This window comes from Trinickia camelliae, from assembly GCF_053525655.1.
Genome location: NZ_JBCHAA010000003.1, coordinates 170918 through 193381 on the forward strand (window position 1 = coordinate 170918; position 22464 = coordinate 193381).

The following is a 22464-nucleotide window of genomic DNA, read 5'->3' on the forward strand; positions in this document are numbered from 1 at the left end:
GGCGCGCAACCTAGCAGTGCATCGCCTGACTTCGCACGGAAGGGGACATGATTCTCGGCGACACGATTCTCGAAACGCGCGGGCTGACCAAAGAATTCAAAGGATTCACCGCTGTCAACGGCGTCAACTTGCGCGTGCGCCGCGGCTCGATTCATGCATTGATCGGGCCGAACGGCGCGGGCAAGACCACCTGCTTCAATCTGCTCACCAAGTTTTTGCGGCCTACCGCAGGGCAGATCGTGTTCAACGGTGTGGATATCACGGGAGAGCGTCCTGCGCAGATCGCGCGGCGCGGCATCATCCGCTCGTTCCAGATATCCGCCGTATTTCCGCACATGACGGTCTTGCAGAACGTGCGCGTCGCGTTGCAGCGCTCGCTCGGCACCGCCTTTCATTTCTGGAAGAGCGAACGCTCGCTCAAAGAGCTCGATGAAGAGGCGCTCGATCTGCTCACGCAAGTGGGCCTGACCGATTTCGCCGATACGCTCACCGTCGAACTGTCATATGGCCGTAAGCGCGCGCTCGAGATCGCGACGACGCTCGCGATGGAGCCCGAGCTGATGCTGCTCGACGAGCCCACGCAGGGGATGGGCCACGAAGACGTCGACCGCGTGACCGCGTTGATCAAGAAAGTGTCGAGCGGCCGCACGATCCTGATGGTCGAACACAACATGAACGTGATCGCGGGCATCTCCGACACGATCACCGTCCTGCAGCGCGGCGAAGTGCTCGCTGAAGGCACTTACGCCGAAGTATCGAAGAACGCGCTCGTGATGCAGGCTTATATGGGCAGCGTCGATACCGCGCTAACGGGAACGCACGCATGAACCAGGCCGTGAGCGAAAACGTCGATGTAGTCGCCGCTGCGACCGGCACGCCCGCGCTGACCATCGCCGGACTGCAGGCGTGGTACGGCGAATCGCACATCCTGCATGGCGTCGATTTGAAGGTGAACCGCGGCGAAGTGGTCACGCTGCTCGGCCGCAACGGCGCGGGGCGCACCACGACCATGCGCGCGATCATGGGCCTGACGGGACGGCGCACGGGCTCCATCCGCATCGGCGAGCGCGAGACCATCGATTTGCCGACGCACAAGATCGCGCACTGCGGGATCGGCTATTGCCCGGAAGAGCGGGGCATCTTTTCGAGCTTGTCGTGCGAGGAAAACCTGATCCTGCCGCCGATGGTCGGCGCGAGCAAAGACGCGATGTCGCTCGACGAAATCTACGAGATGTTCCCGAACCTCAAGGAACGCCGGATGAGTCAGGGCACGCGCCTCTCGGGCGGCGAGCAGCAGATGCTCGCGGTCGCGCGCATTCTGCGCACGGGGGCGAACCTGCTCTTGCTCGACGAAATCTCGGAAGGTCTCGCGCCCGTCATCGTGCAGGCGCTCGCGCGCATGATCCTGATGCTCAAGCAACGCGGCTATACGGTGGTGATGGTCGAGCAGAACTTCCGTTTTGCCGCGCCGCTCGCGGACCGTTTCTATGTGATGGAGCACGGCCGCATCGTCGAGCATTTCGGTGCGAGCGAACTCGAAAGCAAGATGCCCGTGCTGCACGATCTGCTCGGTGTGTGAATCCAGTTTGACACGTTGGTCCTGACCGATGCGCTTGCGCGCCGGCGGGACCCGTGGGCTCGACTTTGTACGTACAACCAGAACGCAACGAACGAAGGAGTAGACCAATGAAGAAGAAGTTGCTCGCACGCGTCGCAGGATCACTCGCTTTGACGACGGCCGCATGGCTGGCCGCCGCGCCGCTGCAGCAGGCCGTGGCCGACGAGAACCAGGTCACGATCGGCTTCATCACCGACTTGTCGGGTCTGTACGCGGACATCGACGGCAAGGGCGGCCTGACGGCCGTCCAGATGGCAATCGACGACTTCGGCGGCAAGGTCAACGGCAAGCCAATCAAGCTGCTCTACGCCGATCACCAGAACAAGGCCGACATCGCTGCGACGACCGCGCGCAAATGGATCGACACCGAAGGCCTCGACATGCTCGTCGGCGGGACGAATTCGGCGACGGCCCTGGCGATGAACGACGTGATCAAGGAAAAGAAGCGGCCGTTCTTCTCGATCGGCGCAGGCACCGACGCGCTGACGAACAAACAGTGCACGCCTTATACCGTTCACTACGCCTACGACACGACCGCGCTCGCGAAAGGCACCGGTTCCGCGACCGTGAAGCAGGGGCTCAAGACCTGGTACTTCCTGACCGCCGATTACGCCTTTGGCAAGTCGCTCGATGCCAACACGACCAAGGTCGTCGAAGCGGGCGGCGGGAAGGTGCTCGGCCACGCGTTCCATCCGCTGTCGGCTTCGGATTTCTCTTCGTTCCTGCTTCAAGCGCAGGCATCGAAGGCGCAGGTGCTCGGCCTCGCAAACGCGGGCGGCGACACCGTGAATTCGATCAAGGCCGCGAAGGAGTTCGGCATCGGCAAGACGATGAAGATCGCCGCGCTGCTGATGTTCATCGACGACGTGAATAGCGTCGGCCTGCCGACGGCGCAGGGCCTGCTGCTCACGGACAGCTGGTACTGGGATCAGAACGATGCCTCGCGCAAATGGGCGCAGCGCTACTTCGCGAAGACCGGGAAGATGCCGTCGAGCCTCCAGGCCGCCGACTACTCGGCGACGATGAATTACCTGAACGCGGTGAAGGCTGTCGGTACGACGGATGCAGACAAGGTGATGGCGCAAGTCCGGCAGCAGAAGATCGACGACTTCTATGCGAAGGGCTACGTTCGGCAGGACGGCGTCATGATCCACGATATGTACCTGTTCGAAGTCAAGACGCCGGCCGAATCGAAGAAGCCGTGGGACTACTACACGCTCAAAGCGACGATCCCCGGTGATCAGGCATTTGGGACCAAGGCTGAAACGCAGTGCGATCTCTGGAAGTAATGCGGCGCGCGCGCTCGCTCGGGGTTGGCGCGCCAGTGCTGACTCCGATCCACGCGGCGCACCGTTCTGACTCTGACGGCAGGTTCATCGATGGATATTTTTGGCGTTCCGCTGCCTGCGATGCTGAGCCAGTTGCTGCTCGGGCTCGTCAACGGCTCGTTTTACGCGATTCTGAGCTTAGGTCTCGCGGTGATCTTCGGCCTGCTCAACGTGATCAACTTCGCCCACGGCGCGCTGTTCATGCTGGGGGCGATGCTCGCGTGGATGGGTCTCTCGTACTTCAATCTGCCGTACTGGGCGATGCTCGTGGTCGCGCCGATCGTGGTCGGCGTGTTCGGCATGATCATCGAGCGCTCGATGCTGCGCTGGCTCTACAAGCTCGATCACCTCTATGGACTGTTGCTCACGTTCGGGCTGACGCTCGTGATCGAAGGCGTGTTCCGCTCGATTTACGGTTCGTCGGGGCAGCCGTATGACGTGCCCGATGCGCTATCCGGCGCGACGAATCTCGGCTTCATGTATCTGCCGAACTATCGCGCGTGGGTGGTCGTTGCCTCGCTGGTGGTGTGCTTCATCACGTGGTTCGTGATCGAGAAGACACGGCTCGGTTCGTACCTGCGTGCGGGCACGGAAAACCCGAAGCTTGTCGAAGCGTTCGGCGTCAACGTGCCGCTGATGGTCACGCTCACCTATGGCTTCGGCGTCGCGCTCGCGGCGTTTGCGGGCGTGCTGGCGGCGCCGGTCATCCAGGTGTCGCCGCTGATGGGGCAGTCGATGATCATCACCGTGTTCGCGGTGGTCGTGATCGGCGGCATGGGCTCGATCATGGGCTCGATCTTGACGGGTCTGCTGCTGGGTGTGATCGAAGGGTTCACGCGCGTGTTTTATCCGGAGGCGTCGGCCACGGTTGTCTTCGTCATCATGGCGCTCGTGTTGCTCGTGCGTCCCGCGGGTCTCTTCGGCAAGGAACGATGATGCAGAGAAAAGCGCTCTATGGCCTGATGCTGATCGGCCTGCTTGCCGCGCCTTGGCTCGGCGTGTACCCCTTGTTCGTGATGAAGGTGATGTGCTTCGCGCTCTTCGCGGCGGCGTTCAATTTGCTGATCGGCTATACGGGGTTGCTGTCGTTCGGGCACGCGATGTTTCTGTCGACGGCGGGTTACGTCACCGGTTTCGCGATTCAATCGATGTCGCTTTCGCCCGAGGTTGGCGTAGTCGCCGGCACGGCGGCGGCTACGCTGCTCGGTTTGGTCGTCGGCTTGTTTGCGATTCGCCGGCAAGGCATCTACTTCGCGATGGTGACGCTCGCGCTCGCGCAGATGGTCTATTTCGTTTATCTGCAGGCGCCATTCACGCACGGCGAGGATGGCTTGCAAGGCGTGGCGCGCGGCAAGCTCTTCGGCTTCCTGGATCTGTCGTCGGATCTCGCGCTGTATTACGTCGTGCTCGTGCTCGTGGTGCTGGCGTTTCTGCTGATCGTGCGTGTCGTGCATTCGCCCTTCGGACAGGTGCTGAACGCGATCAAGGAGAACGAGCCGCGTGCCACTTCGCTCGGCTACGACACCGATCGCTTCAAGCTGCTCGCGTTCGTGCTGTCGGCGGGGATCGCGGGGTTTGCCGGCGCGCTCAAGGTGCTCGTGCTCGGCTTCGAGACTCTGAGCGACGCGTACTGGACGATGTCGGGTCTGGTCATCCTGATGACGCTCGTGGGCGGCATGGGCACGCTGTTCGGCCCGCTGCTCGGCGCCGCGCTCATCGTTGCGCTGGAAGACCGCATGGGCGATATCGGCACGGCGATCGCGTCGGCGACGGGCATCGACTGGTTCCGCTCGCTCGGCGAATCGACGACCATCGTCATCGGCCTGATCTTCATCGCCTGCGTGCTGGCGTTCCGGCGCGGCATTGTCGGCGAGATCGTCGCCCGTGTTCGGATGTTGCGCGCATGACGGTGTTTTCGGAGCGGCAGGCGAAGTTAGTTCGGAATCCGACGTAAATCGACGCTTCGGAAAATGCCTTGATCTACGGCGTTTCACACCAAAAAACCGCCCCATCTGAGTGCAAACCTGCACCACTAGGGTAAATGCTAGGTTGTCTCGTGGGGCAGGGTTCGTTAATCTTCTGCCTAGTTCTGATGCACCCGAATTTGCAGGTGGAGAACGAGGAGACAATCGAGGCACTCAGTGCCCGGACGAAAGCGCTGTTGGATAGGATCCAACAGCGCTTTTACTTTGTGGCTTCCATTACTGCGTTTTCCGCCGTTCCTGCCGTTTAGCGTGCCGTTCGGCGCGCGCTTCTTTCCCCGCTTTCACCCGCTCCTACGTCCTTAAGAATCGTCCGATTCTTAGCGCGATTCCTTGCTGCGCCTCGCTCGCGTCCCTTACACTCGCCCGTTCTCGATATGGGGCCGGTCCATTCGGCTCCGTTTCAATCGTCAAATTCAAACGAGTAGTCGCTACGGGGTTAAACGGTATGAAGTTCACGTTGCGTTGGATCGGCGCCGCGCTCGCCGCGACAGGCATGGCGGCAGGTTGGAGCGGCCACGCGCTGGCAGACGTCAAGATCGGTGTGACCGTGTCCGCGACGGGTCCTGCCGCTTCGCTCGGGATTCCCGAAAAGAACACGATCGCGCTGCTGCCGAAGGAAATCGCCGGCCAGAAGATCGATTACATCGTGCTCGACGACGCGACTGATTCCACGCAGGCCGTGAAGAACGCACGCAAGCTGACGAGCGAGGACAAGGTCGATGCGATCATCGGATCGACGGCGGCGCCGGGCTCGCTGGCGATGATCGACATCGCGTCGGAATCGTCGACGCCGATGATTTCGATGGCGGCGAACGCGTCGATCGTTGCGCCGATGGACGGCAAGCGCGCATGGGTCTTCAAGACGCCGCAGAACGATACGCTGATGGCGACGGCGATCGCACAGCACATGGCCGCCAACGGCGTGAAGACGGTCGCTTTCATCGGCTTTAGCGATGCGTATGGCGAGAACTGGGTCAAGGAGTTCGGCAAGGCCGCGGGTCTGGCCGGCATCAAGCTCGTCGAGAGCGAACGGTTCGCGCGCAACGATACGTCGGTGACGGGGCAGGTGCTCAAGATGATGTCGTCGAAGCCCGATGCGGTGCTGATCGCCGGCGCGGGCACCCCCGCGGCGCTGCCGCAAAAGACGCTCAAGGAGCGCGGCTACAAGGGCAAGATCTATCAGACGCATGGCGTCGCGAACAACGATTTCCTGCGTGTGTGCGGCAAGGATTGCGAAGGCACGTATTTGCCCGCAGGGCCGCTGCTCGTCGCCGATCAACTGCCCGATGCCAACCCGGCCAAGAGCGCCGCGCTCAAGTACAAGGCCGCGTATGAGGCGGCCTATGGCGCGGGTTCGGTATCGACATTCGGCGGGCACGCATGGGACGCGGGGCTGCTCTTGCAGCGCGCGATTCCCGTCGCGCTGAAAGCGGGGCAGCCGGGCACGAAGGCGTTTCGCGAAGCGCTGCGTGCCGCGCTCGAGAACACCAAGGACATGCCGGCTTCACACGGCGTCTTCAACATGAGCGCGACGGACCACGCGGGGCTCGACCAGCGCGCTCGCGTGATGGTGCAAATCACCGGCGGCAAGTGGAAGCTGATCGGCGATTGATCGGCATCGACCGGCCGGTTGCTCGAAACCAGAAGGCGCGTGCTGTCGGACGCGCCTTTTTTATGCGTGTTGCGCGGGAAAACCATGCTTGGCACGCCGTGGCACGATAACTAGATTCGAGTGTTCGACCTTTGGTTTGGCCTTTGTGTCGGCAACGAAAACACGCTTCTAGAATGCGTTTGGAGACGATCGATGAAAAGAACGAAACGGTGGATGCAAGCAAGCGTTGCGGCAATGCTGGTGTGCGGTGCGAGCGCGGCTTTCGCGCAAGTGAAAATCGGGGTCACGCTTTCGACGACGGGGCCGGCCGCGTCGCTCGGCATTCCGGAGAAGAACACCATCGCGCTGCTGCCGAAGGAGATTGCGGGCAAGAGCGTGCAATACATCGTCCTCGACGACGGCTCGGACACGAGCCGCGCCGTGCAGAACACGCACAAGCTGATCGATGAGGACCACGTCGATGCGATCATCGGCTCGACCGTGACTCCGAATTCGCTGGCGATGATCGACCCGGTATCGCAAGGCAAAACGCCGATGATCTCGCTCGCGGCTTCCGCCGCAATCATCGAGCCGATGGACGCTAAACGCGCGTGGGTCTTCAAGGTGCCGCAGAACGATAGCCTGATGGCGGAAGCGATTGCCGGCTACATGGAAAAGCACGGCGTGAAGACCGTCGGCTTCATCGGCTTCTCGGATGCCTACGGCGAAAGCTGGTACGGCGTGTTCAGCAAGGCCGCCGACGCGCATCACCTGAAGATCGTCAGCAACGAGCGCTACAACCGCACCGACACCTCGGTGACGGGGCAGGTGCTGAAGATCATGAGCGCGAATCCGGACGCGGTGCTGATCGCCGGCTCGGGCACGCCGGCCGCGCTGCCGGCGACGGCGCTCAAGGACCGCGGCTACAAGGGCAAGGTCTATCAGACGCACGGCGTCGCGAATAACGACTTCCTGCGCGTGTGCGGGAAGGTCTGCGACGGCGAGCTGCTGCCGGCGGGCCCGATTCTCGTCACCGATCAATTGCCGGACTCGAATCCGGTCAAGCAATCGTCGCAAGCGTACAAGACGGCCTATGAGAAGGCGTATGGCGTGGGGACGGTGGCGACGTTCGGTGGGCACGCATGGGACGCAGGGCAGATGCTGCAACGGGCGATTCCCGAAGCGCTGAAGAAGGGCGAGCCGGGCACGGAAGCCTTCCGCGAAGCGCTGCGTGCCGCGCTCGAAAACGTGAAGGATTTGCCGCTCTCGCACGGCGTGATGAACACGACGCCGACGAACCACAACGGTCTCGACGACCGCGCACGCGTGATGGTGCAGATCGTCGACGGCAAGTGGAAACTTCAGAACGACTGAAGTGTTTCAACGGAAGCGGGGGGCGCGACGTGCTGTCGTGATCCGCGCTGCTGAATGGCAATTAGCAAACCGCCCGTCGCGCCGCTTTGCGGTCCGGCGGGCGTGCTTTGATGTCAGCGTGCCGGTGCTCTCCCGTTTCCCCATTCGAAGTTAGAAAAAAGAGGAAGTATGGATCTATCGATTGCGGCGATTCTCGCGCAAGACGGCATCACGACGGGCGCGATCTACGCATTGCTCGCGCTGGCCCTGGTGCTGGTGTTCTCTGTCACGAGGGTGATCTTCATCCCGCAGGGCGAGTTCGTTTCCTATGGCGCGCTGACGCTCGCCGCACTCCAGACGCAGAAATTTCCCGCGACGTGCTGGCTGCTGGTCGCGATGGGCTTCGCGTGTTTCGTCGTCGAGACAGCGGGACTCGTCCGGCATCCCGAGCGGCGGCGTCATGCGCTGCGCACGCTCACGACGCTTGTCAGCCAGTATCTGCTGTTTCCGATTGCGATCTATGCGGTGACGCGCGGCGTCTTCATGCAGCCGTTGCCGATGATCGTGCAGATCGCGCTCACGCTCTTGATCGTCGTGCCGATGGGGCCGTTCGTGTACCGCCTCGCGTACGAGCCTATCGCCGAGGCGACGACGCTGTTGCTGCTGATCGTCGCGGTGGCCGTGCACTTCGCGATGGTCGGCCTGGGCCTCGTGATGTTCGGCGCCGAAGGCTCGCGGACGACGCCGTTTTCCGACGCCACGTTCAATTTCGGCAGCCTGTCGGTATCCGGGCAGAGCTTGTGGGTGGTCGGCACGGCGGTCGTGCTGATCGTCGCACTCTATCTGTATTTCGGACGCACGATCTCCGGCAAGGCGTTGCGCGCCACGTCGGTCAACCGGCTTGGCGCACGGCTCGTCGGCATCGGCACGACGCAGGCCGGACGGCTCGCGTTCACGCTGGCTGCGGGCTTGGGCGCGCTGTGCGGCATCCTCGTCGCGCCGCTCACCACGATCTACTACGACTCGGGCTTCCTGATCGGCTTGAAGGGCTTCGTCGGCGCGATCATCGGCGGCTTGGTCAGCTATCCGCTCGCGGCGGCCGGCTCGCTGCTCGTAGGCTTGCTCGAATCGTATTCGTCGTTCTGGGCGAGCGCCTACAAGGAGGTGATCGTTTTCACGTTGATCATTCCCGTGCTGCTGTGGCGGAGTTTCGCGAGCCCGCACGCCGAAGAGGAACAGGAGTAAGCCGATGAAACGCGTCATTCGAAACAAGTTCTTCTGGCTGTTCCTCGTCGTGATGTTTGCGCTTCCGGCGCTTCCGCATCCGATTCGTGTGCCCGAGTACTGGGTCACGCTGCTCAATTACATCGGGCTCTATTCGATTGTCGCGATCGGACTCGTGCTGCTCACGGGCGTCGGCGGGATGACGAGCTTCGGGCAGGCGGCGTTCGTCGGCGTGGGGGCCTATGCGACGGCCTATCTGACGACGCAATACGGCGTCTCGCCGTGGCTTGCGCTGATCGTGGGCGTCGTCTTGACGGCGCTGGTGGCGTTGATTCTCGGCGCGGTCACCATGCGGCTCTCCGGTCACTTCCTTCCGCTCGGCACGATCGCCTGGGGGCTCTCGCTGTACTACCTGTTCGGCAACATGGAGTTGCTCGGCAAGTACGACGGCATCAACGGCATTCCCGTGTTGAACGTGTTCGGCATTCCGCTGGAATCGGGGCGCCACATCTACTACCTGATCTGGATCGTCGTACTCGCGTCGGTCGTCTCAGTTCAGAATCTGCTTAATAGCCGGCCTGGGCGTGCGATTCGCGCGCTGCGCGGCGCCGGCGTGATGGCCGAGGCGATGGGCGTGAACACCGCATGGATGCGGGTCTTGATCTTCATCTATGCCGCCGTGCTCGCAGCGATTTCCGGCTTCCTCTACGCGCATTTGCAGCGCGCGGTGAACCCGACGCCGTTTGGTCTGAACCATGGCATCGAATTCCTGTTCATGGCGGTTGTGGGCGGTGTCTCTCACGTCTGGGGGGCATTGCTGGGCGCGGCGATTCTCACCGTCCTGCAGGACTATCTGCAGACGCTGTTGCCGATGCTGCTCGGCCAGAACGGCAACTTCGAAGTGATCGTGTTCGGCGTGCTGATGGTGCTGCTGCTGCAATATGCGCGGCAAGGCGTCTGGCCGTTCGTCGCGCGCCTGTTTCCACGTGGCCCGAGCGCGCATGTGCCCGAGCACGCGGAGCCGCTGCCGCAGCGGGCGAAGCCGACGGCGGGGGAAACGCTGCTGGTCGTGGACAACGCGCGCAAGCAGTTCGGCGGCCTGGTTGCCGTCAACGACGTGAGCTTTGAGGTCAAGGCGGGGCAGATCGTCGGCTTGATCGGGCCGAACGGTGCGGGCAAGTCGACCACCTTCAACCTGGTCACGGGCGTGCTGCAAGCGACGCGTGGCGCGATCAGTTTTCGCGGCGAGCGGATTGATTCGCTCAATTCACGTGAAATCGTCAAGCTCGGAATCGGGCGCACGTTTCAGCACGTCAAGCTGCTGCCGGGCATGACGGTGCTGGAGAACGTCGCGTTGGGCGCGCACTTGCGAGGCTCGGCGGGCGTGTGGCGCAGTGTGGTCCGGCTGAACGCTGCGGAGGAAGCGCGCTTGATGGCGGAAGCCGCCAAACAGATTCGTCGCGTTGGCCTCGAGTCCCATATGTATGAGGAAGCCGGGAGTTTGGCTTTGGGGCAGCAGCGGATATTGGAAATTGCTCGGGCACTTTGCTGCGATCCGACGCTGCTATTGCTGGACGAACCCGCGGCGGGCCTGCGCTATCAGGAAAAGCAGCAGCTAGCGGGTTTGCTGCGCAAGCTGAAGGCCGAAGGGATGAGCGTGCTGCTGGTCGAGCACGACATGGACTTCGTGATGAATCTGACGGATCGGCTGGTCGTGATGGAATTTGGAACGCGAATCGCGGAGGGCTTGCCGCAGGACGTGCAGAAAGACCCGGCGGTGCTGGAAGCGTATCTCGGCGGAGTGGAGTGAAATGAATCAGACAAAAACCATGCCGATTCTGGAAGTGACGGGTCTGTCGGTGCGTTACGGGAAAGTCGAAGCGCTGCACGGCGCGGGGCTCAAGGTTGCGCCGGGCCAAATCGTCAGTGTTATCGGGCCCAACGGGGCGGGTAAATCGACCTTGCTGAATGCCGTGATGGGTGCGTTGCCTGTGACCGGGCACGCCAAAGGCAGCGTTCGCTATCGCGGAGAGGAGGTGGGCGCGGTCCCGATTGAAAAGCGTGTGGCACGTGGCATGTGCCTGGTGCCGGAAAAGCGCGAGTTGTTTGCGACGATGAGCGTCGAGGACAACCTCGTGCTCGGCGCGTACCGGCGCAAGCGCGCTGGAGAGCGCGATTTTCTGGACCAACTCGGGCCTGTGTTCGATCTCTTTCCGCGCTTGAAGGAGCGTCGCAAACAGGCGGCGGGGACGCTGTCGGGCGGCGAGCGGCAGATGCTCGCGGTGGGGCGGGCACTGATGGGAAAACCCGATTTGTTGATGCTTGATGAGCCGAGCCTCGGTCTGGCGCCGCTAATCGTAAAGGAGATATTTCACATCATCGCCAAGCTCAAGGGAACGGGTGTGGCGACGCTGCTGATCGAGCAGAACGCCCGTGCCGCATTGCAGATCTCGGATTACGGCTACGTTCTGGAAACTGGGGAGCTTGCGCTGGAAGGACCGGCGGAGGATCTTGCGCAGAACCCGCGAGTGATTGAAACGTACCTCGGGCTGGTGAAGAAGACGGCTTAGCGGTTGTTGGGTCAACCAGGTGGCTGGGATGAGCGGTGTGTTTCACGTGAAACACACCGCTTTTTTGTCGACCGGAGTTAGTGGTTCAGCACTTACTCCGGTCCCATGCTGTGGTTGCCTGAAGTTGGCGCTTTAGCGATTACTTCAGGCCCACAGTGAGTATCTGCTTCGCGCGTTAGCCATTCGGATGAAATTCGGGCCAAAAGCGAACCCGCTATAATTCGCGCATACATTTTTCTCGAAAGGCTCGTGCACGTCCCCGCGCGAGGTCTCCAATGCTTTTTCCTACAGAATTTGACGTCATCGTCGTCGGCGGCGGTCATGCCGGCACGGAAGCCGCTTTGGCGTCCGCGCGTATGGGCGTGAAAACGCTGCTGCTCACGCACAACATCGAAACGCTCGGCCAGATGAGCTGCAACCCGTCCATTGGCGGCATCGGCAAGGGCCATTTGGTCAAGGAAGTCGATGCGCTGGGCGGTGCCATGGCCGCTGCCACCGACGAAGGCGGGATTCAATTCCGCATCCTCAATTCATCCAAGGGGCCGGCGGTTCGCGCGACGCGTGCCCAGGCGGATCGTCTCCTGTACAAGCAGGCGATTCGCCACCGCCTCGAGAATCAGCCGAATCTTTGGCTGTTCCAGCAGGCGGTGGATGACCTGATAGTGGAGGGCGATCGCGTCGTCGGCGCGGTGACTCAGGTCGGCATTCGATTCAGGGCTCGGGCGGTCGTGCTGACGGCCGGTACGTTCCTTGATGGGAAGATTCATGTTGGTCTTAACAATTACACCGGTGGCCGGGCAGGCGATCCGGCTGCCGTTTCGCTTTCCGCTCGACTGAAAGAGCTGAAGTTGCCCCAAGGGCGGCTGAAAACCGGTACGCCTCCGCGCATTGACGGCCGCACGATCGATTTCTCGGTGCTCGAGGAGCAACCGGGCGACCTCGATCCGGTGCCGGTGTTCTCGTTCCTCGGTCGCGCCGAGCAGCACCCACGGCAAATGCCGTGCTGGGTGACGCATACGAACGAGCGGACACACGACATCATTCGTGGCGGTCTCGATCGCTCGCCGATGTACACCGGAGTCATCGAGGGGGTAGGGCCGCGCTATTGCCCGTCGATTGAGGACAAGATCCATCGGTTCGCTTCGAAGGAATCGCATCAGATTTTTCTCGAACCGGAAGGGCTGACCACCAACGAGTTCTATCCGAACGGGATTTCGACCAGCCTGCCGTTCGACGTCCAACTTGAGCTAGTCCACTCGATGCGCGGCCTTGAGAATGCGCACATCCTGCGACCGGGCTACGCAATCGAGTACGACTATTTCGATCCGCGTGGCCTGAAGGCGTCGCTGGAAACCAAGGTGATCCACGGGCTCTTCTTTGCTGGCCAGATCAACGGGACGACCGGGTACGAAGAGGCGGCAGCGCAAGGCCTACTTGCCGGGATCAACGCGGGGCTGCAAGTGCAGGGCAAGGACGCATGGTGTCCGCGCCGAGACCAGGCTTATCTGGGTGTGCTGGTCGATGATCTCGTCACGCGCGGTGTTTCGGAGCCGTATCGAATGTTCACGAGCCGTGCCGAATATCGCTTGAGCTTGCGTGAAGACAACGCCGACATGCGGTTGACTGAGATCGGTCGCCAATTGGGCGTCGTTGACGATATCCGCTGGGACGCATTCAGCCGGAAGCGTGATGCTGTTTCACGTGAAACAGAGCGGCTCCGCACCACGTGGGTCAATCCGAAGACGCTTTCGTCAGAGGAGGCGACCGCGCTGCTTGGGAAGCCAATCGATCACGAATATAGCTTGGCTGAATTGTTGCGCCGGCCGGGCGTGAGCTACGACGGCGTTTGTGGCTTGCGTGAAGGCACGTCAAGCCCCGCGGAGCCGCTTGCTGATGACCCGGTTTTGCTCGAGCAGATCAAGGAGCAGATCGAAATCGGCATCAAGTATCAGGGCTACATCGAGCGCCAAGCCGGGGAAATCGAGCGAAACGAGGCCCACGAAAACACGCGTTTGCCGGAAGCGCTGGATTACGCGGAAGTTCGCGGCCTGTCGTTCGAAGCTCGCCAAAAGCTCACGCAATTCCGTCCCGAGACAATCGGGCAAGCTTCGCGGATCTCGGGCATCACGCCAGCGGCCATTTCGTTGCTGATGGTCCACCTCAAACGCGGGCTAGGCCGTCGCGCAACGACGAACGTCGTCGCCGACGAAACCGGGGCTGACAACACCCCGGCGGCTCAATGACGGCGCCGCGTGTGAGCGGCGGTCAATCCGGCAGCGGTGAGGCGATGGCCGCGCTGTTGCGCGCCGGTGCAGCCGAATTGGGCGTCGAGCTGAGTGAAGTGCAGCAGGGTCAGCTGCTCGATTATGTTGCATTGCTTGCGAAATGGAACGCCGTCTATAACCTGACGGCGATTCGCGACCCGCGGCAGATGCTGATTCAGCACATCCTCGACTCGCTTTCGATCGTCCCCCATCTTGCTGGGCGAGGGACGTCGTCAGTCCTGGACGTTGGCTCCGGCGGCGGGTTGCCGGGCATCGTTCTGGCGATCGCGCTTCCTGATTGGACAGTGACCCTGAACGACATCGTCCACAAGAAGACGGCATTTCAGTCCCAGGCAAAGGCCGAATTGAAGCTCGGCAACCTCTCGGTTGTCACCGGCCGAGTCGAAACACTGCGCCCGGGTATCGAAGTGCCGGGGAAATTCGATGTAATCGTGTCGCGCGCATTCGCAGAGCTCTCCGATTTCGTTACACTGGCGCGTCATCTGGTTGCAGAGGGCGGTTTCATCTGGGCGATGAAGGGCGTGCGCCCGGACGGCGAAATCGAGCGCCTGCCGGCCGGCTCGAAGGCGGTGCAGGTGATTCGGCTCGCGGTACCGTCGCTGGATGCGGAGCGGCACCTGGTCCAGGTTTCGGTCGACGGCGGTGCAGGCGAGAGCAGGGCTTAGAACATTCGGTTTGATGCGGTAAAAAGGGATATACCAACGATGGCAAAAATTTTCTGCGTTGCGAACCAGAAAGGCGGCGTCGGCAAAACGACGACAACGGTCAATCTCGCCGAGAGTCTCGCATCGCAGGGACAGCGCGTCCTGCTGATCGACCTGGACCCGCAAGGTAATGCCACGATGGGCAGCGGCATCGACAAGGCCGCGTGTGAGAACACAGTCTATGAAGTGCTCGTCGATGGGGTTTCAGTCGCGGACGCGCGTATCAGGCCCGAGTCGGTGTCCTACGACGTCCTGCCCGCGAATCGCGAATTGGCAGGCGCGGAAGTGGAGTTGGTGAGCGTCCAGAATCGCGAGCGCCAACTGAAGGATGCGCTGGATCTGGTCGTGCAAGAGTACGACTTCGTGTTGATCGATTGCCCGCCTGCGCTTTCGCTGCTGACGCTGAATGGCCTGTGCGCCGCCCATGGCGTCGTGATTCCGATGCAATGCGAATATTTCGCGCTCGAGGGCCTCTCCGACCTGGTCAACACGATCAAGCAGGTGCACGCGAACTTGAATCGTGACCTCAAGGTGATCGGCCTGCTGCGGGTCATGTTCGATCCGCGCATCACACTTCAGCAGCAAGTGTCCGACCAATTGAAGGAACACTTCGGCGACAAGGTCTTCGACGTCGTGATTCCACGCAACGTGCGACTGGCGGAGGCGCCGAGCTATGGTTTGCCGGGTGTCGTCTTCGACCGCGCTTCGCGCGGCGCGCAGGCCTATGTCCAGTTCGGCGCCGAGATGATTGAACGCGTGCGCGCCTTGTAACGCACAGAATCGAGGAAGCACGATGAACGCAGTAGCAAAGAAAAAGGGATTGGGCCGCGGTCTGGAAGCATTGCTCGGCGGCAGCCCTGAAATTGCCGCGGCCGTGCGCAGCGAAGGTGCGCCGCACGTATTGCCGCTCGGCAAACTGCAGGCCGGCAAGTACCAGCCGCGCACGCGAATGGACGAAGGTGCGCTGCAGGAGCTGGCCGCAAGCATCCGCGCGCAGGGCTTGATGCAGCCGATCCTGGTGCGTCCGGTATCCGCGGAGAAATACGAAATCATCGCTGGCGAGCGTCGTTTCCGTGCCGCGCATCTGGCCGGGCTCGACGAGGTGCCGGTGCTGGTCAAGGATGTGCCGGATCAGGCGGCCGCCGCGATGGCGCTGATCGAAAACATCCAGCGCGAAGACCTGAATCCGCTCGAAGAGGCGCACGGCATCCAGCGCTTGCTCGATGAGTTCAACTTTACGCACGAACAAGCTGCCGAATCCGTCGGCCGTTCGCGCAGTGCCGTTTCGAACTTGCTGCGCCTTTTGAATCTCGCGACGCCGGTGCAAACGATGCTGCTGGCAGGCGACCTCGATATGGGGCACGCTCGTGCGCTTCTCGCCGTCGACGCCGCGACGCAAATCACGCTGGCCAATCAGGTGGTCAATAAGCGGATGTCGGTGCGGGAAATCGAGAAACTCGTCACCGCGACGACGAAGGCGAGCCCGGCAGTTAAAGCGCGCGCGAATCACGACGGCGGCCGCGACACGCGCCGTCTCGAAGAAGAACTGTCCGACCTGCTCGCGGCAAACGTGAAGATCAAGATGGGTCGCCGCGGGCGAGGGCAGGTGCAGATCGATTTCGGCGATCTCGACGCGCTCGAGGGCATTCTCAATCGCCTGCGCGGCGGCTCCGCGGTCTGAAACCGTCCGATCGCGCTTGCTCGCCCGTGCCTATCGCCAATGAATCTCGAAGCGTTCGATTGAGTTGGCCGCGCAGGCTTTTGGCGCTCGTTGCCAAAGAGCCTGTGCTGTCGCTGCTGCTGATCGCGCTCGCCTTTCTCCAAGCATTCCATCCGCGTCCCTGGACGTCGCTGCCGGGGCTCGTCGACTGGCAAACCGTGCTGACCCTGGCAGGACTCCTGATTTTGACCAAAGCGCTCGAATTATCAGGAACCCTAACTTGGTTCGCGCACCGCGTCGTCCATCATGTCCACTCCGAGCGAGCGCTCGCGTACTGGCTTGTGACGCTGGCGGCGGCGCTGTCGACCGTTTTGACCAACGATGTCGCGCTCTTCGTCGTGGTGCCGCTCGTGCTATCGCTGAACGAGCTGACACCGTTACCGCTGAAGCGTCTCGTCATCTTTGTCGCGCTGGCCGTCAATGCCGGGTCGATCCTGACTCCGTTCGGAAATCCACAGAACCTATTTCTCTGGCAATTAAGCGGCGTTTCGTTCGGGGGCTTCGTGTGGGCGCTCGCGCCGTTATGCGCCCTGATGATGGCGATGCTGTATGCAGTGACGGCTGTCTCGTTCAAGGCGCGGCCTCTCGACCTCTCGCAAGACTCCGTCGTGCAGCCCGTCGATCGCGCATTCGCGGGCGTCGCAGCCGTTCTCTTTGCCGCGTTCGTCCTGCTTGCGGATTCGCATCATGCCGGCATTGGACTGATCGGCGTCGCGGGCGGCTTTCTGATCTGGCGACGCGACGCGGTCCTGAAAATCGACTGGTTGCTGCTGCTGATTTTCGTCTTCATGTTCATCGTTCTGCGCAGCGTCGCGGCCTTGCCGTGGGTGCAAGAGACGATCGAGCACATCGGCCTCGATACGCCGCAGCGCGCGTACGTGGCGGGGATGGTGCTGTCGCAAGGCATCAGCAACGTGCCGGCCGCGATCATGCTCGCCGAATTCACAAAGGACTGGCGCTCGCTCGCGTTTGGCGTCAGCGTCGGCGGTTTTGGTATAGCGATCGGCTCACTCGCGAACCTGATCGCTGTCAGGCTGGCCAAGAGGCGCGGTATGTGGTCTCAGTTCCATGCCTTCTCAATTCCGTTCTGGATCGTTGGCGGCGTAATCGGCGGATGGGTGTTGTCGCATTTTTGACACGTTATAAACGACATTTCGATATACCTCGCCGCCCCGATGACTCAAGTCAATAAGCGATAAGCCCGCGCCGCGCCCGGCCGTCTTACATTCGACGCGCCCGTCCTATAGACAGACTGTTTTCCAAACCCCGCGAAGCTCCCTTACGCGCCGGGTTTTGGCGCGCCTAAAGTCTTGAATCACCTGCAACTATCGCTTACAATCGCCCGGATTTATTAGCTAGGCAACCCCGTAAGCGTCACGAAAGACACGGGCCAAAATGGACTTTGCGGAACACTGCGATGGCGGGTCGAGCGCCGAATGACAGGCACGAAGAACACGCACAGCGCACCGCCTCCGAAGCGGCCAACGGTCAGCAGGAATGGGCTGACGATGCGTGGGATGCCGAGCAGCAAGATAAAAACATCGTTCCGCTCTCGCGGGCTGAAGCAGAGAAGCTGTTTGGTCCGAATGTGAGTCGTCCATCGCGCGTCACGCCTTTCAAGGTCGTGGTTGCGCAAATGGTTTTGTCCCTGGTTGCTACGCTGGTTTGGTGGCTGTTCTATAAGCCGCCGGGCGCTGCTGCGCTGTCGGCGTTCCTGGGGGGAGCGATTTGCTGGGTGCCGAGCGCATTGTTCGCGGCACGTCTTAGGAAGCTGGGCGGCGGCGCAACCATCCTGAGCTGGATGATTGGCGAAGCGCTCAAGATGGGAGCGACGGTCGCGATGTTCGTGGCGATCGCGTACTGGTATCACGACGTGCGCTGGTTGCCGCTGCTCGTGACCTATCTCATCGCGCTGAAGACGTACTGGATTGCGTTGGCCTGGCGCTGAGCTGGTTGAGTCCGATTACGGCGCACGATTATGAGATCGCTTGCGCCAGCGAGTTCCCGCAACGCACTCTTGCGGCGGGCGCGAGCACCGAAAGATTTTCGACAATTTGGGTGGCATTAACGATATGGCAGCTAGCGAAGGAACGCGCGGTATGGATCCGTCCGAATACATAGCGCACCACTTGCAGAACCTCTCCACGTCGCACCAGACGTCGGTCGTCGACTTCCACGTATGGAATCTCGACACGCTGTTCTGGTCGATCGTCTGCGGTCTCGTGACGATCCTCATCCTGCGTCTTGCCGCGCGCAAAGCGACCCCCGGCGTACCGGGCCGCTTCCAGTGCGCGATCGAAATGCTCGTCGAGATGGTCGAAGACCAATCGAAGGCGATCGTTCACGGCAACCGCACCTTCATCGCACCGCTGGCCCTGTTCGTGTTCGTCTGGGTCGCGCTGATGAACTCCCTCGACTTTCTCCCCGTCGATCTGCCGGGCCGCGTGATTGGCTGGCTGGGTCTGTCGGCGGTCATTCCGCACCACCGCATCGTGCCGACGGCCGACTTGAACGGCACCTTCGGCATCGCACTCGGCGTGTTCGCGCTGATGATCTACTACAACCTCAAGATCAAGGGCCCGGGCGGCTTCCTGCACGAGCTGCTGTCGGCTCCGTTCGGCGCGCATCCGCTGCTGTGGATTCCGAACCTTGCGTTGAACCTCATCGAGTACGTCGCCAAGACCGTGTCGCTGGCGCTGCGGCTGTTCGGCAACATGTACGCCGGCGAACTGCTGTTCCTGCTGATCGCCTTGCTCGGCAGCATGTGGACGTTCAGCGCGGACACCTCGGTGCTTGGCTTCATTGGCCACGTGATCGCAGGCAGTGTCTGGGCAATCTTCCACATCCTGATCGTTCTGCTGCAAGCATTCATTTTCATGATGTTGACGCTGGTGTACATCGGTCAAGCACACGACAAGCACTAAGCGCGTAAAGAGTTTCAAGTTCGTTTCGTTTCTTAAATCCTGGTTTTAAAAAGTCTTTTCACAAAGGAGTGATCATGCAAGCTTTCATCGCCAACATCCAAGGTCTGACCGCCATCGGTATCGGCATCATCATCGGCCTGGGTGCAATCGGCGCCTGTATCGGTATCGGCCTGATGGGCGGCAAGTACATTGAAGCTTGCGCACGTCAGCCGGAACTGATGAACCCGCTGCAAACCAAGATGTTCCTCTTGGCTGGTCTGATTGACGCGGCGTTCCTGATCGGCGTTGGTGTGGCAATGCTGTTTGCGTTCGCGAACCCGCTGCTGTCGAAGCTGGCAGGCTGAGGTTCCTCGGAAGTTTGCGCCAACTCCTTTTCATGGCGCAGGGCGAAACGGGTACTGGGGCGCTGATCGAATCCATGTCGATGAGCGCCTTACCGTTTCATCTTTCCGTGCATAGCAACATTTAAGGAAACACCATGAATCTCAACGCAACCCTGTTTGCGCAGATGGTCGTGTTCCTGATCCTCGCGTGGTTCACGATGAAGTTCGTGTGGCCGCCGTTGGTCAATGCCCTCGACGAGCGCTCGAAAAAGATCGCCGAAGGTCTCGCTGCAGCCGAGAAGGGCAAATCGGAACTCGAAGCCGCGCACAAGCGCGTCGACCAGGAACTCGCTCAAGCACGCAACGACGGCCAGCAGCGCATCGCTGACGCCGAGAAGCGCGCACTCTCCGTCGCCGACGAAATCAAGGCGAACGCTCAAGCCGAAGCCGCACGCATCATCGCGCAAGCGAAGGCCGACGCCGACCAGCAGATCGTCAAAGCACGCGAAGCGCTGCGCGGCGAAGTCGCCACGCTGGCCGTGAAGGGCGCCGAGCAGATCCTGAAGCGCGAAGTCGATCAAAAGGCCCACGCCGAACTGCTGAATCAACTGAAAGCCGAGCTCTGATCATGGCCGAACTTGCAACCATTGCCCGTCCGTACGCAGAAGCGCTGTTCCGCGTGGCCGAAGGCGGTGACGTCGGCGCCTGGTCCACTCTCGTGCAGGAGCTGGCACAGGTTGCGCGTCTGCCCGAGGTGCTGTCGATCGCCGCGAGCCCGAAAGTGAGCCGTACCCAAGTCGGCGATCTGCTGCTGGCTGCGGTCAAGTCGCCGACCAAGGACACCCCGCAGGCGAAGAATTTCGTGCAGATGCTGATCGACAACCATCGGCTTTCGCTGCTGCCGGAAATCGCCACGCAGTTCGAAGAACTGAAGAACGCTCGCGAGGGCGCGGCCGATGCACTGATCGTCAGCGCATTCCCGCTCGAAGGCGAGCAGTTGAACGACCTCGTCGCAAGTCTCGAACGCAAGTTCAAGCGCAAGCTGAAACCGTCGGTTGAAGTCGACGCGTCGCTGATCGGCGGCGTGCGCGTGACGGTGGGCGACGAAGTGCTCGATACCTCGGTCCGCGCGCGGCTCGCCAGCATGCAGACGGCACTGACCGCCTGAAGCGCATACGCGGCTGGCACGCAACAGAATTGACTATCAGGAGCGAATAATGCAACTCAATCCCTCTGAGATCAGCGAGCTGATCAAGAGCCGGATCCAGGGCCTTGAAGCGAGCGCAGACGTTCGCAACCAAGGCACCGTGATCTCCGTGACCGACGGTATCGTGCGCATCCACGGCCTGTCGGAAGTGATGCAAGGCGAAATGCTCGAATTCCCGGGCAACACGTTCGGTCTCGCACTGAACCTCGAGCGCGACTCGGTCGGCGCCGTGATTCTGGGTGAATACGAGCACATCTCCGAAGGCGACATCGTCAAGACGACGGGCCGCATTCTCGAAGTGCCGGTGGGTCCGGAACTCGTTGGCCGCGTGGTCGACGCGCTCGGCAACCCGATCGACGGCAAGGGCCCGATCAACGCGAAACTGACTGACGCAATCGAAAAGATCGCGCCGGGCGTGATTTGGCGTAAGTCGGTGTCGCAGCCGGTGCAAACGGGTCTGAAGTCGATCGACTCGATGGTGCCGATCGGCCGCGGCCAGCGCGAGCTGATCATCGGCGACCGCCAGTGCGGCAAGACCGCAGTCGCTGTCGACGCGATCATCAACCAGAAGGGCAAGGACCTGATCTGTATCTACGTCGCGATCGGCCAGAAGGCTTCGTCGATCATGAACGTGGTGCGCAAGCTCGAAGAAACGGGCGCGATGGAATACACGATCGTCGTCGCCGCTTCGGCTTCGGAATCGGCTGCGATGCAATACCTCGCACCGTACGCCGGCTGCACGATGGGCGAATACTTCCGTGACCGCGGCCAAGACGCGCTGATCATCTATGACGATTTGACCAAGCAAGCTTGGGCGTACCGTCAGATCTCGCTGCTGCTGCGCCGTCCGCCGGGCCGTGAAGCGTACCCGGGCGACGTGTTCTATCTGCACTCGCGTCTGCTCGAGCGTGCGGCTCGCGTCTCGGAAGAGTACGTCGAGAAGTTCACGAACGGCGAAGTGAAGGGCAAGAGCGGTTCGCTGACGGCACTGCCGGTCATCGAAACGCAAGCCGGCGACGTGACCGCGTTCGTTCCGACGAACGTGATCTCGATTACCGACGGCCAGATCTTCTTGGAAACCGACCTCTTCAACGCAGGTATCCGCCCGGCAATTAACGCCGGCGTGTCGGTGTCGCGTGTGGGCGGTGCGGCGCAGACGAAGGTCGTGAAGAAGCTCTCCGGCGGTATCCGTACCGACTTGGCGCAATACCGTGAGCTGGCAGCGTTCGCGCAGTTCGCATCGGACCTCGACGAAGCCACCCGCAAGCAGCTCGAGCGCGGCCGCCGCGTGACGGAACTGCTCAAGCAGCCGCAATACCAGCCGCTGCAAGTGTGGGAGCTGGCCGTCGCGCTGTTCGCGGCCAATAACGGCTACCTCGACGACCTCGAAGTGAAGGACGTGCTGCCGTTCGAAAAGGGCCTGCGCGAATTCCTGAAGACGAGCCATGCCGACCTGATCAAGCGCATCGAAGATACGAAGGACCTCTCGAAGGACGACGAGGGCGCGCTTCACGCCGCTCTGAAGGACTTCAAGAAGTCGGGCGCTTACTGATCCAGCGTGATCCGCTAATCAAAAACGGATGTTGAAGCGGCGCGTACGGCAGAGGTTGAGCCCGCGCCGCTTCGATCAAG

General features: G+C 61.6%; 21 protein-coding genes. All 21 read left to right on the plus strand.

Annotation, left to right across the window (positions count from 1 at the left end):
* Positions 1 to 47 precede the first annotated feature (47 nt).
* Entirely contained in the window at positions 48 to 827 is a 780-nt protein-coding gene (locus tag AAHK20_RS07035) for an ABC transporter ATP-binding protein (RefSeq protein ID WP_449180739.1), read from the plus strand.
* Positions 824 to 1579, plus strand: a complete 756-nt coding sequence (locus tag AAHK20_RS07040) for an ABC transporter ATP-binding protein (RefSeq protein WP_449180740.1) — start codon at positions 824 to 826, stop codon at positions 1577 to 1579. Before AAHK20_RS07035 ends, AAHK20_RS07040 begins: the two co-directional genes overlap by 4 nt.
* A gap of 107 nt (positions 1580 to 1686) precedes the next feature.
* Positions 1687 to 2907 carry an ABC transporter substrate-binding protein gene (locus tag AAHK20_RS07045; protein ID WP_449180741.1) on the plus strand — a complete coding sequence of 407 codons (1221 nt, stop codon included), beginning with the start codon at positions 1687 to 1689 and terminating at the stop codon, positions 2905 to 2907.
* A gap of 90 nt (positions 2908 to 2997) precedes the next feature.
* Complete coding sequence (locus tag AAHK20_RS07050; protein WP_449180742.1) at positions 2998 to 3882, plus strand: branched-chain amino acid ABC transporter permease; 885 nt, start codon at positions 2998 to 3000, stop codon at positions 3880 to 3882.
* Positions 3882 to 4853, plus strand: a complete 972-nt coding sequence (locus tag AAHK20_RS07055) for a branched-chain amino acid ABC transporter permease (protein WP_449180972.1) — start codon at positions 3882 to 3884, stop codon at positions 4851 to 4853. The genes AAHK20_RS07050 and AAHK20_RS07055 overlap by 1 nt, the downstream gene beginning before the upstream one ends.
* Positions 4854 to 5376: 523 nt before the next feature.
* Positions 5377 to 6543: an ABC transporter substrate-binding protein gene (locus AAHK20_RS07060; RefSeq protein WP_449180743.1), complete on the plus strand. Its 1167-nt coding sequence runs from the start codon at positions 5377 to 5379 to the stop codon at positions 6541 to 6543.
* A gap of 192 nt (positions 6544 to 6735) precedes the next feature.
* Positions 6736 to 7896, plus strand: coding sequence for an ABC transporter substrate-binding protein (locus tag AAHK20_RS07065; RefSeq protein WP_449180744.1), 1161 nt, complete (start codon positions 6736 to 6738; stop codon positions 7894 to 7896).
* A gap of 168 nt (positions 7897 to 8064) precedes the next feature.
* Entirely contained in the window at positions 8065 to 9120 is a 1056-nt protein-coding gene (locus AAHK20_RS07070) for a branched-chain amino acid ABC transporter permease (RefSeq protein WP_449180745.1), read from the plus strand.
* 4 nt (positions 9121 to 9124) lie between these two features.
* Positions 9125 to 10909 carry a branched-chain amino acid ABC transporter ATP-binding protein/permease gene (locus AAHK20_RS07075; protein ID WP_449180746.1) on the plus strand — a complete coding sequence of 595 codons (1785 nt, stop codon included), beginning with the start codon at positions 9125 to 9127 and terminating at the stop codon, positions 10907 to 10909.
* A 1-nt stretch (position 10910) separates the two neighbouring features.
* On the plus strand, positions 10911 to 11669 hold the full coding sequence (locus tag AAHK20_RS07080; RefSeq protein ID WP_449180747.1) for an ABC transporter ATP-binding protein: 759 nt from the start codon (positions 10911 to 10913) through the stop codon (positions 11667 to 11669).
* A gap of 275 nt (positions 11670 to 11944) precedes the next feature.
* Positions 11945 to 13912 carry a tRNA uridine-5-carboxymethylaminomethyl(34) synthesis enzyme MnmG gene (gene mnmG, locus AAHK20_RS07085; protein WP_449180748.1) on the plus strand — a complete coding sequence of 656 codons (1968 nt, stop codon included), beginning with the start codon at positions 11945 to 11947 and terminating at the stop codon, positions 13910 to 13912.
* Positions 13913 to 13956: 44 nt separating this feature from the next.
* Complete coding sequence (gene rsmG, locus AAHK20_RS07090) at positions 13957 to 14619, plus strand: 16S rRNA (guanine(527)-N(7))-methyltransferase RsmG (protein ID WP_449180973.1); 663 nt, start codon at positions 13957 to 13959, stop codon at positions 14617 to 14619.
* Positions 14620 to 14658: 39 nt separating this feature from the next.
* Complete coding sequence (locus AAHK20_RS07095; protein WP_449180749.1) at positions 14659 to 15429, plus strand: ParA family protein; 771 nt, start codon at positions 14659 to 14661, stop codon at positions 15427 to 15429.
* 22 nt (positions 15430 to 15451) lie between these two features.
* Complete coding sequence (locus AAHK20_RS07100; RefSeq protein WP_449180750.1) at positions 15452 to 16339, plus strand: ParB/RepB/Spo0J family partition protein; 888 nt, start codon at positions 15452 to 15454, stop codon at positions 16337 to 16339.
* Between the two features lie 32 nt (positions 16340 to 16371).
* Positions 16372 to 17514: an SLC13 family permease gene (locus tag AAHK20_RS07105; protein WP_449180974.1), complete on the plus strand. Its 1143-nt coding sequence runs from the start codon at positions 16372 to 16374 to the stop codon at positions 17512 to 17514.
* Between the two features lie 281 nt (positions 17515 to 17795).
* Entirely contained in the window at positions 17796 to 18326 is a 531-nt protein-coding gene (locus AAHK20_RS07110; RefSeq protein WP_449180751.1) for an ATP synthase subunit I, read from the plus strand.
* A 124-nt stretch (positions 18327 to 18450) separates the two neighbouring features.
* Positions 18451 to 19302 (plus strand): F0F1 ATP synthase subunit A, encoded by an 852-nt coding sequence (atpB, locus tag AAHK20_RS07115; RefSeq protein ID WP_449180752.1) that lies wholly within the window; start codon positions 18451 to 18453, stop codon positions 19300 to 19302.
* A 74-nt stretch (positions 19303 to 19376) separates the two neighbouring features.
* Positions 19377 to 19646 (plus strand): F0F1 ATP synthase subunit C, encoded by a 270-nt coding sequence (atpE, locus tag AAHK20_RS07120; RefSeq protein WP_007180033.1) that lies wholly within the window; start codon positions 19377 to 19379, stop codon positions 19644 to 19646.
* A 134-nt stretch (positions 19647 to 19780) separates the two neighbouring features.
* Entirely contained in the window at positions 19781 to 20251 is a 471-nt protein-coding gene (locus tag AAHK20_RS07125) for a F0F1 ATP synthase subunit B (RefSeq protein ID WP_449180753.1), read from the plus strand.
* Between the two features lie 2 nt (positions 20252 to 20253).
* Positions 20254 to 20793: a F0F1 ATP synthase subunit delta gene (locus AAHK20_RS07130; RefSeq protein ID WP_449180754.1), complete on the plus strand. Its 540-nt coding sequence runs from the start codon at positions 20254 to 20256 to the stop codon at positions 20791 to 20793.
* A 49-nt stretch (positions 20794 to 20842) separates the two neighbouring features.
* A complete protein-coding gene (gene atpA, locus AAHK20_RS07135) occupies positions 20843 to 22384 on the plus strand; it encodes a F0F1 ATP synthase subunit alpha (RefSeq protein WP_449180755.1) in 1542 nt (513 codons plus the stop codon).
* Positions 22385 to 22464 lie beyond the last annotated feature (80 nt).

What these genes read in the sequence shown, in the direction of transcription:
- AAHK20_RS07070 (WP_449180745.1), top strand. Translation starts at nt 8,065, where the DNA reads ATGGATCTATCGATTGCGGCGATTCTCGCGCAAGACGGCATCACGACG.
- AAHK20_RS07110 (WP_449180751.1), top strand. Translation starts at nt 17,796, where the DNA reads ATGGCGGGTCGAGCGCCGAATGACAGGCACGAAGAACACGCACAGCGC.
- rsmG (WP_449180973.1), top strand. Translation starts at nt 13,957, where the DNA reads ATGGCCGCGCTGTTGCGCGCCGGTGCAGCCGAATTGGGCGTCGAGCTG.
- AAHK20_RS07065 (WP_449180744.1), top strand. Translation starts at nt 6,736, where the DNA reads ATGAAAAGAACGAAACGGTGGATGCAAGCAAGCGTTGCGGCAATGCTG.
- atpA (WP_449180755.1), top strand. Translation starts at nt 20,843, where the DNA reads ATGCAACTCAATCCCTCTGAGATCAGCGAGCTGATCAAGAGCCGGATC.
- AAHK20_RS07080 (WP_449180747.1), top strand. Translation starts at nt 10,911, where the DNA reads ATGAATCAGACAAAAACCATGCCGATTCTGGAAGTGACGGGTCTGTCG.
- atpB (WP_449180752.1), top strand. Translation starts at nt 18,451, where the DNA reads ATGGCAGCTAGCGAAGGAACGCGCGGTATGGATCCGTCCGAATACATA.
- atpE (WP_007180033.1), top strand. Translation starts at nt 19,377, where the DNA reads ATGCAAGCTTTCATCGCCAACATCCAAGGTCTGACCGCCATCGGTATC.
- AAHK20_RS07035 (WP_449180739.1), top strand. Translation starts at nt 48, where the DNA reads ATGATTCTCGGCGACACGATTCTCGAAACGCGCGGGCTGACCAAAGAA.
- mnmG (WP_449180748.1), top strand. Translation starts at nt 11,945, where the DNA reads ATGCTTTTTCCTACAGAATTTGACGTCATCGTCGTCGGCGGCGGTCAT.
- AAHK20_RS07055 (WP_449180972.1), top strand. Translation starts at nt 3,882, where the DNA reads ATGCAGAGAAAAGCGCTCTATGGCCTGATGCTGATCGGCCTGCTTGCC.
- AAHK20_RS07040 (WP_449180740.1), top strand. Translation starts at nt 824, where the DNA reads ATGAACCAGGCCGTGAGCGAAAACGTCGATGTAGTCGCCGCTGCGACC.
- AAHK20_RS07125 (WP_449180753.1), top strand. Translation starts at nt 19,781, where the DNA reads ATGAATCTCAACGCAACCCTGTTTGCGCAGATGGTCGTGTTCCTGATC.
- AAHK20_RS07075 (WP_449180746.1), top strand. Translation starts at nt 9,125, where the DNA reads ATGAAACGCGTCATTCGAAACAAGTTCTTCTGGCTGTTCCTCGTCGTG.
- AAHK20_RS07050 (WP_449180742.1), top strand. Translation starts at nt 2,998, where the DNA reads ATGGATATTTTTGGCGTTCCGCTGCCTGCGATGCTGAGCCAGTTGCTG.
- AAHK20_RS07045 (WP_449180741.1), top strand. Translation starts at nt 1,687, where the DNA reads ATGAAGAAGAAGTTGCTCGCACGCGTCGCAGGATCACTCGCTTTGACG.
- AAHK20_RS07095 (WP_449180749.1), top strand. Translation starts at nt 14,659, where the DNA reads ATGGCAAAAATTTTCTGCGTTGCGAACCAGAAAGGCGGCGTCGGCAAA.
- AAHK20_RS07100 (WP_449180750.1), top strand. Translation starts at nt 15,452, where the DNA reads ATGAACGCAGTAGCAAAGAAAAAGGGATTGGGCCGCGGTCTGGAAGCA.
- AAHK20_RS07130 (WP_449180754.1), top strand. Translation starts at nt 20,254, where the DNA reads ATGGCCGAACTTGCAACCATTGCCCGTCCGTACGCAGAAGCGCTGTTC.
- AAHK20_RS07060 (WP_449180743.1), top strand. Translation starts at nt 5,377, where the DNA reads ATGAAGTTCACGTTGCGTTGGATCGGCGCCGCGCTCGCCGCGACAGGC.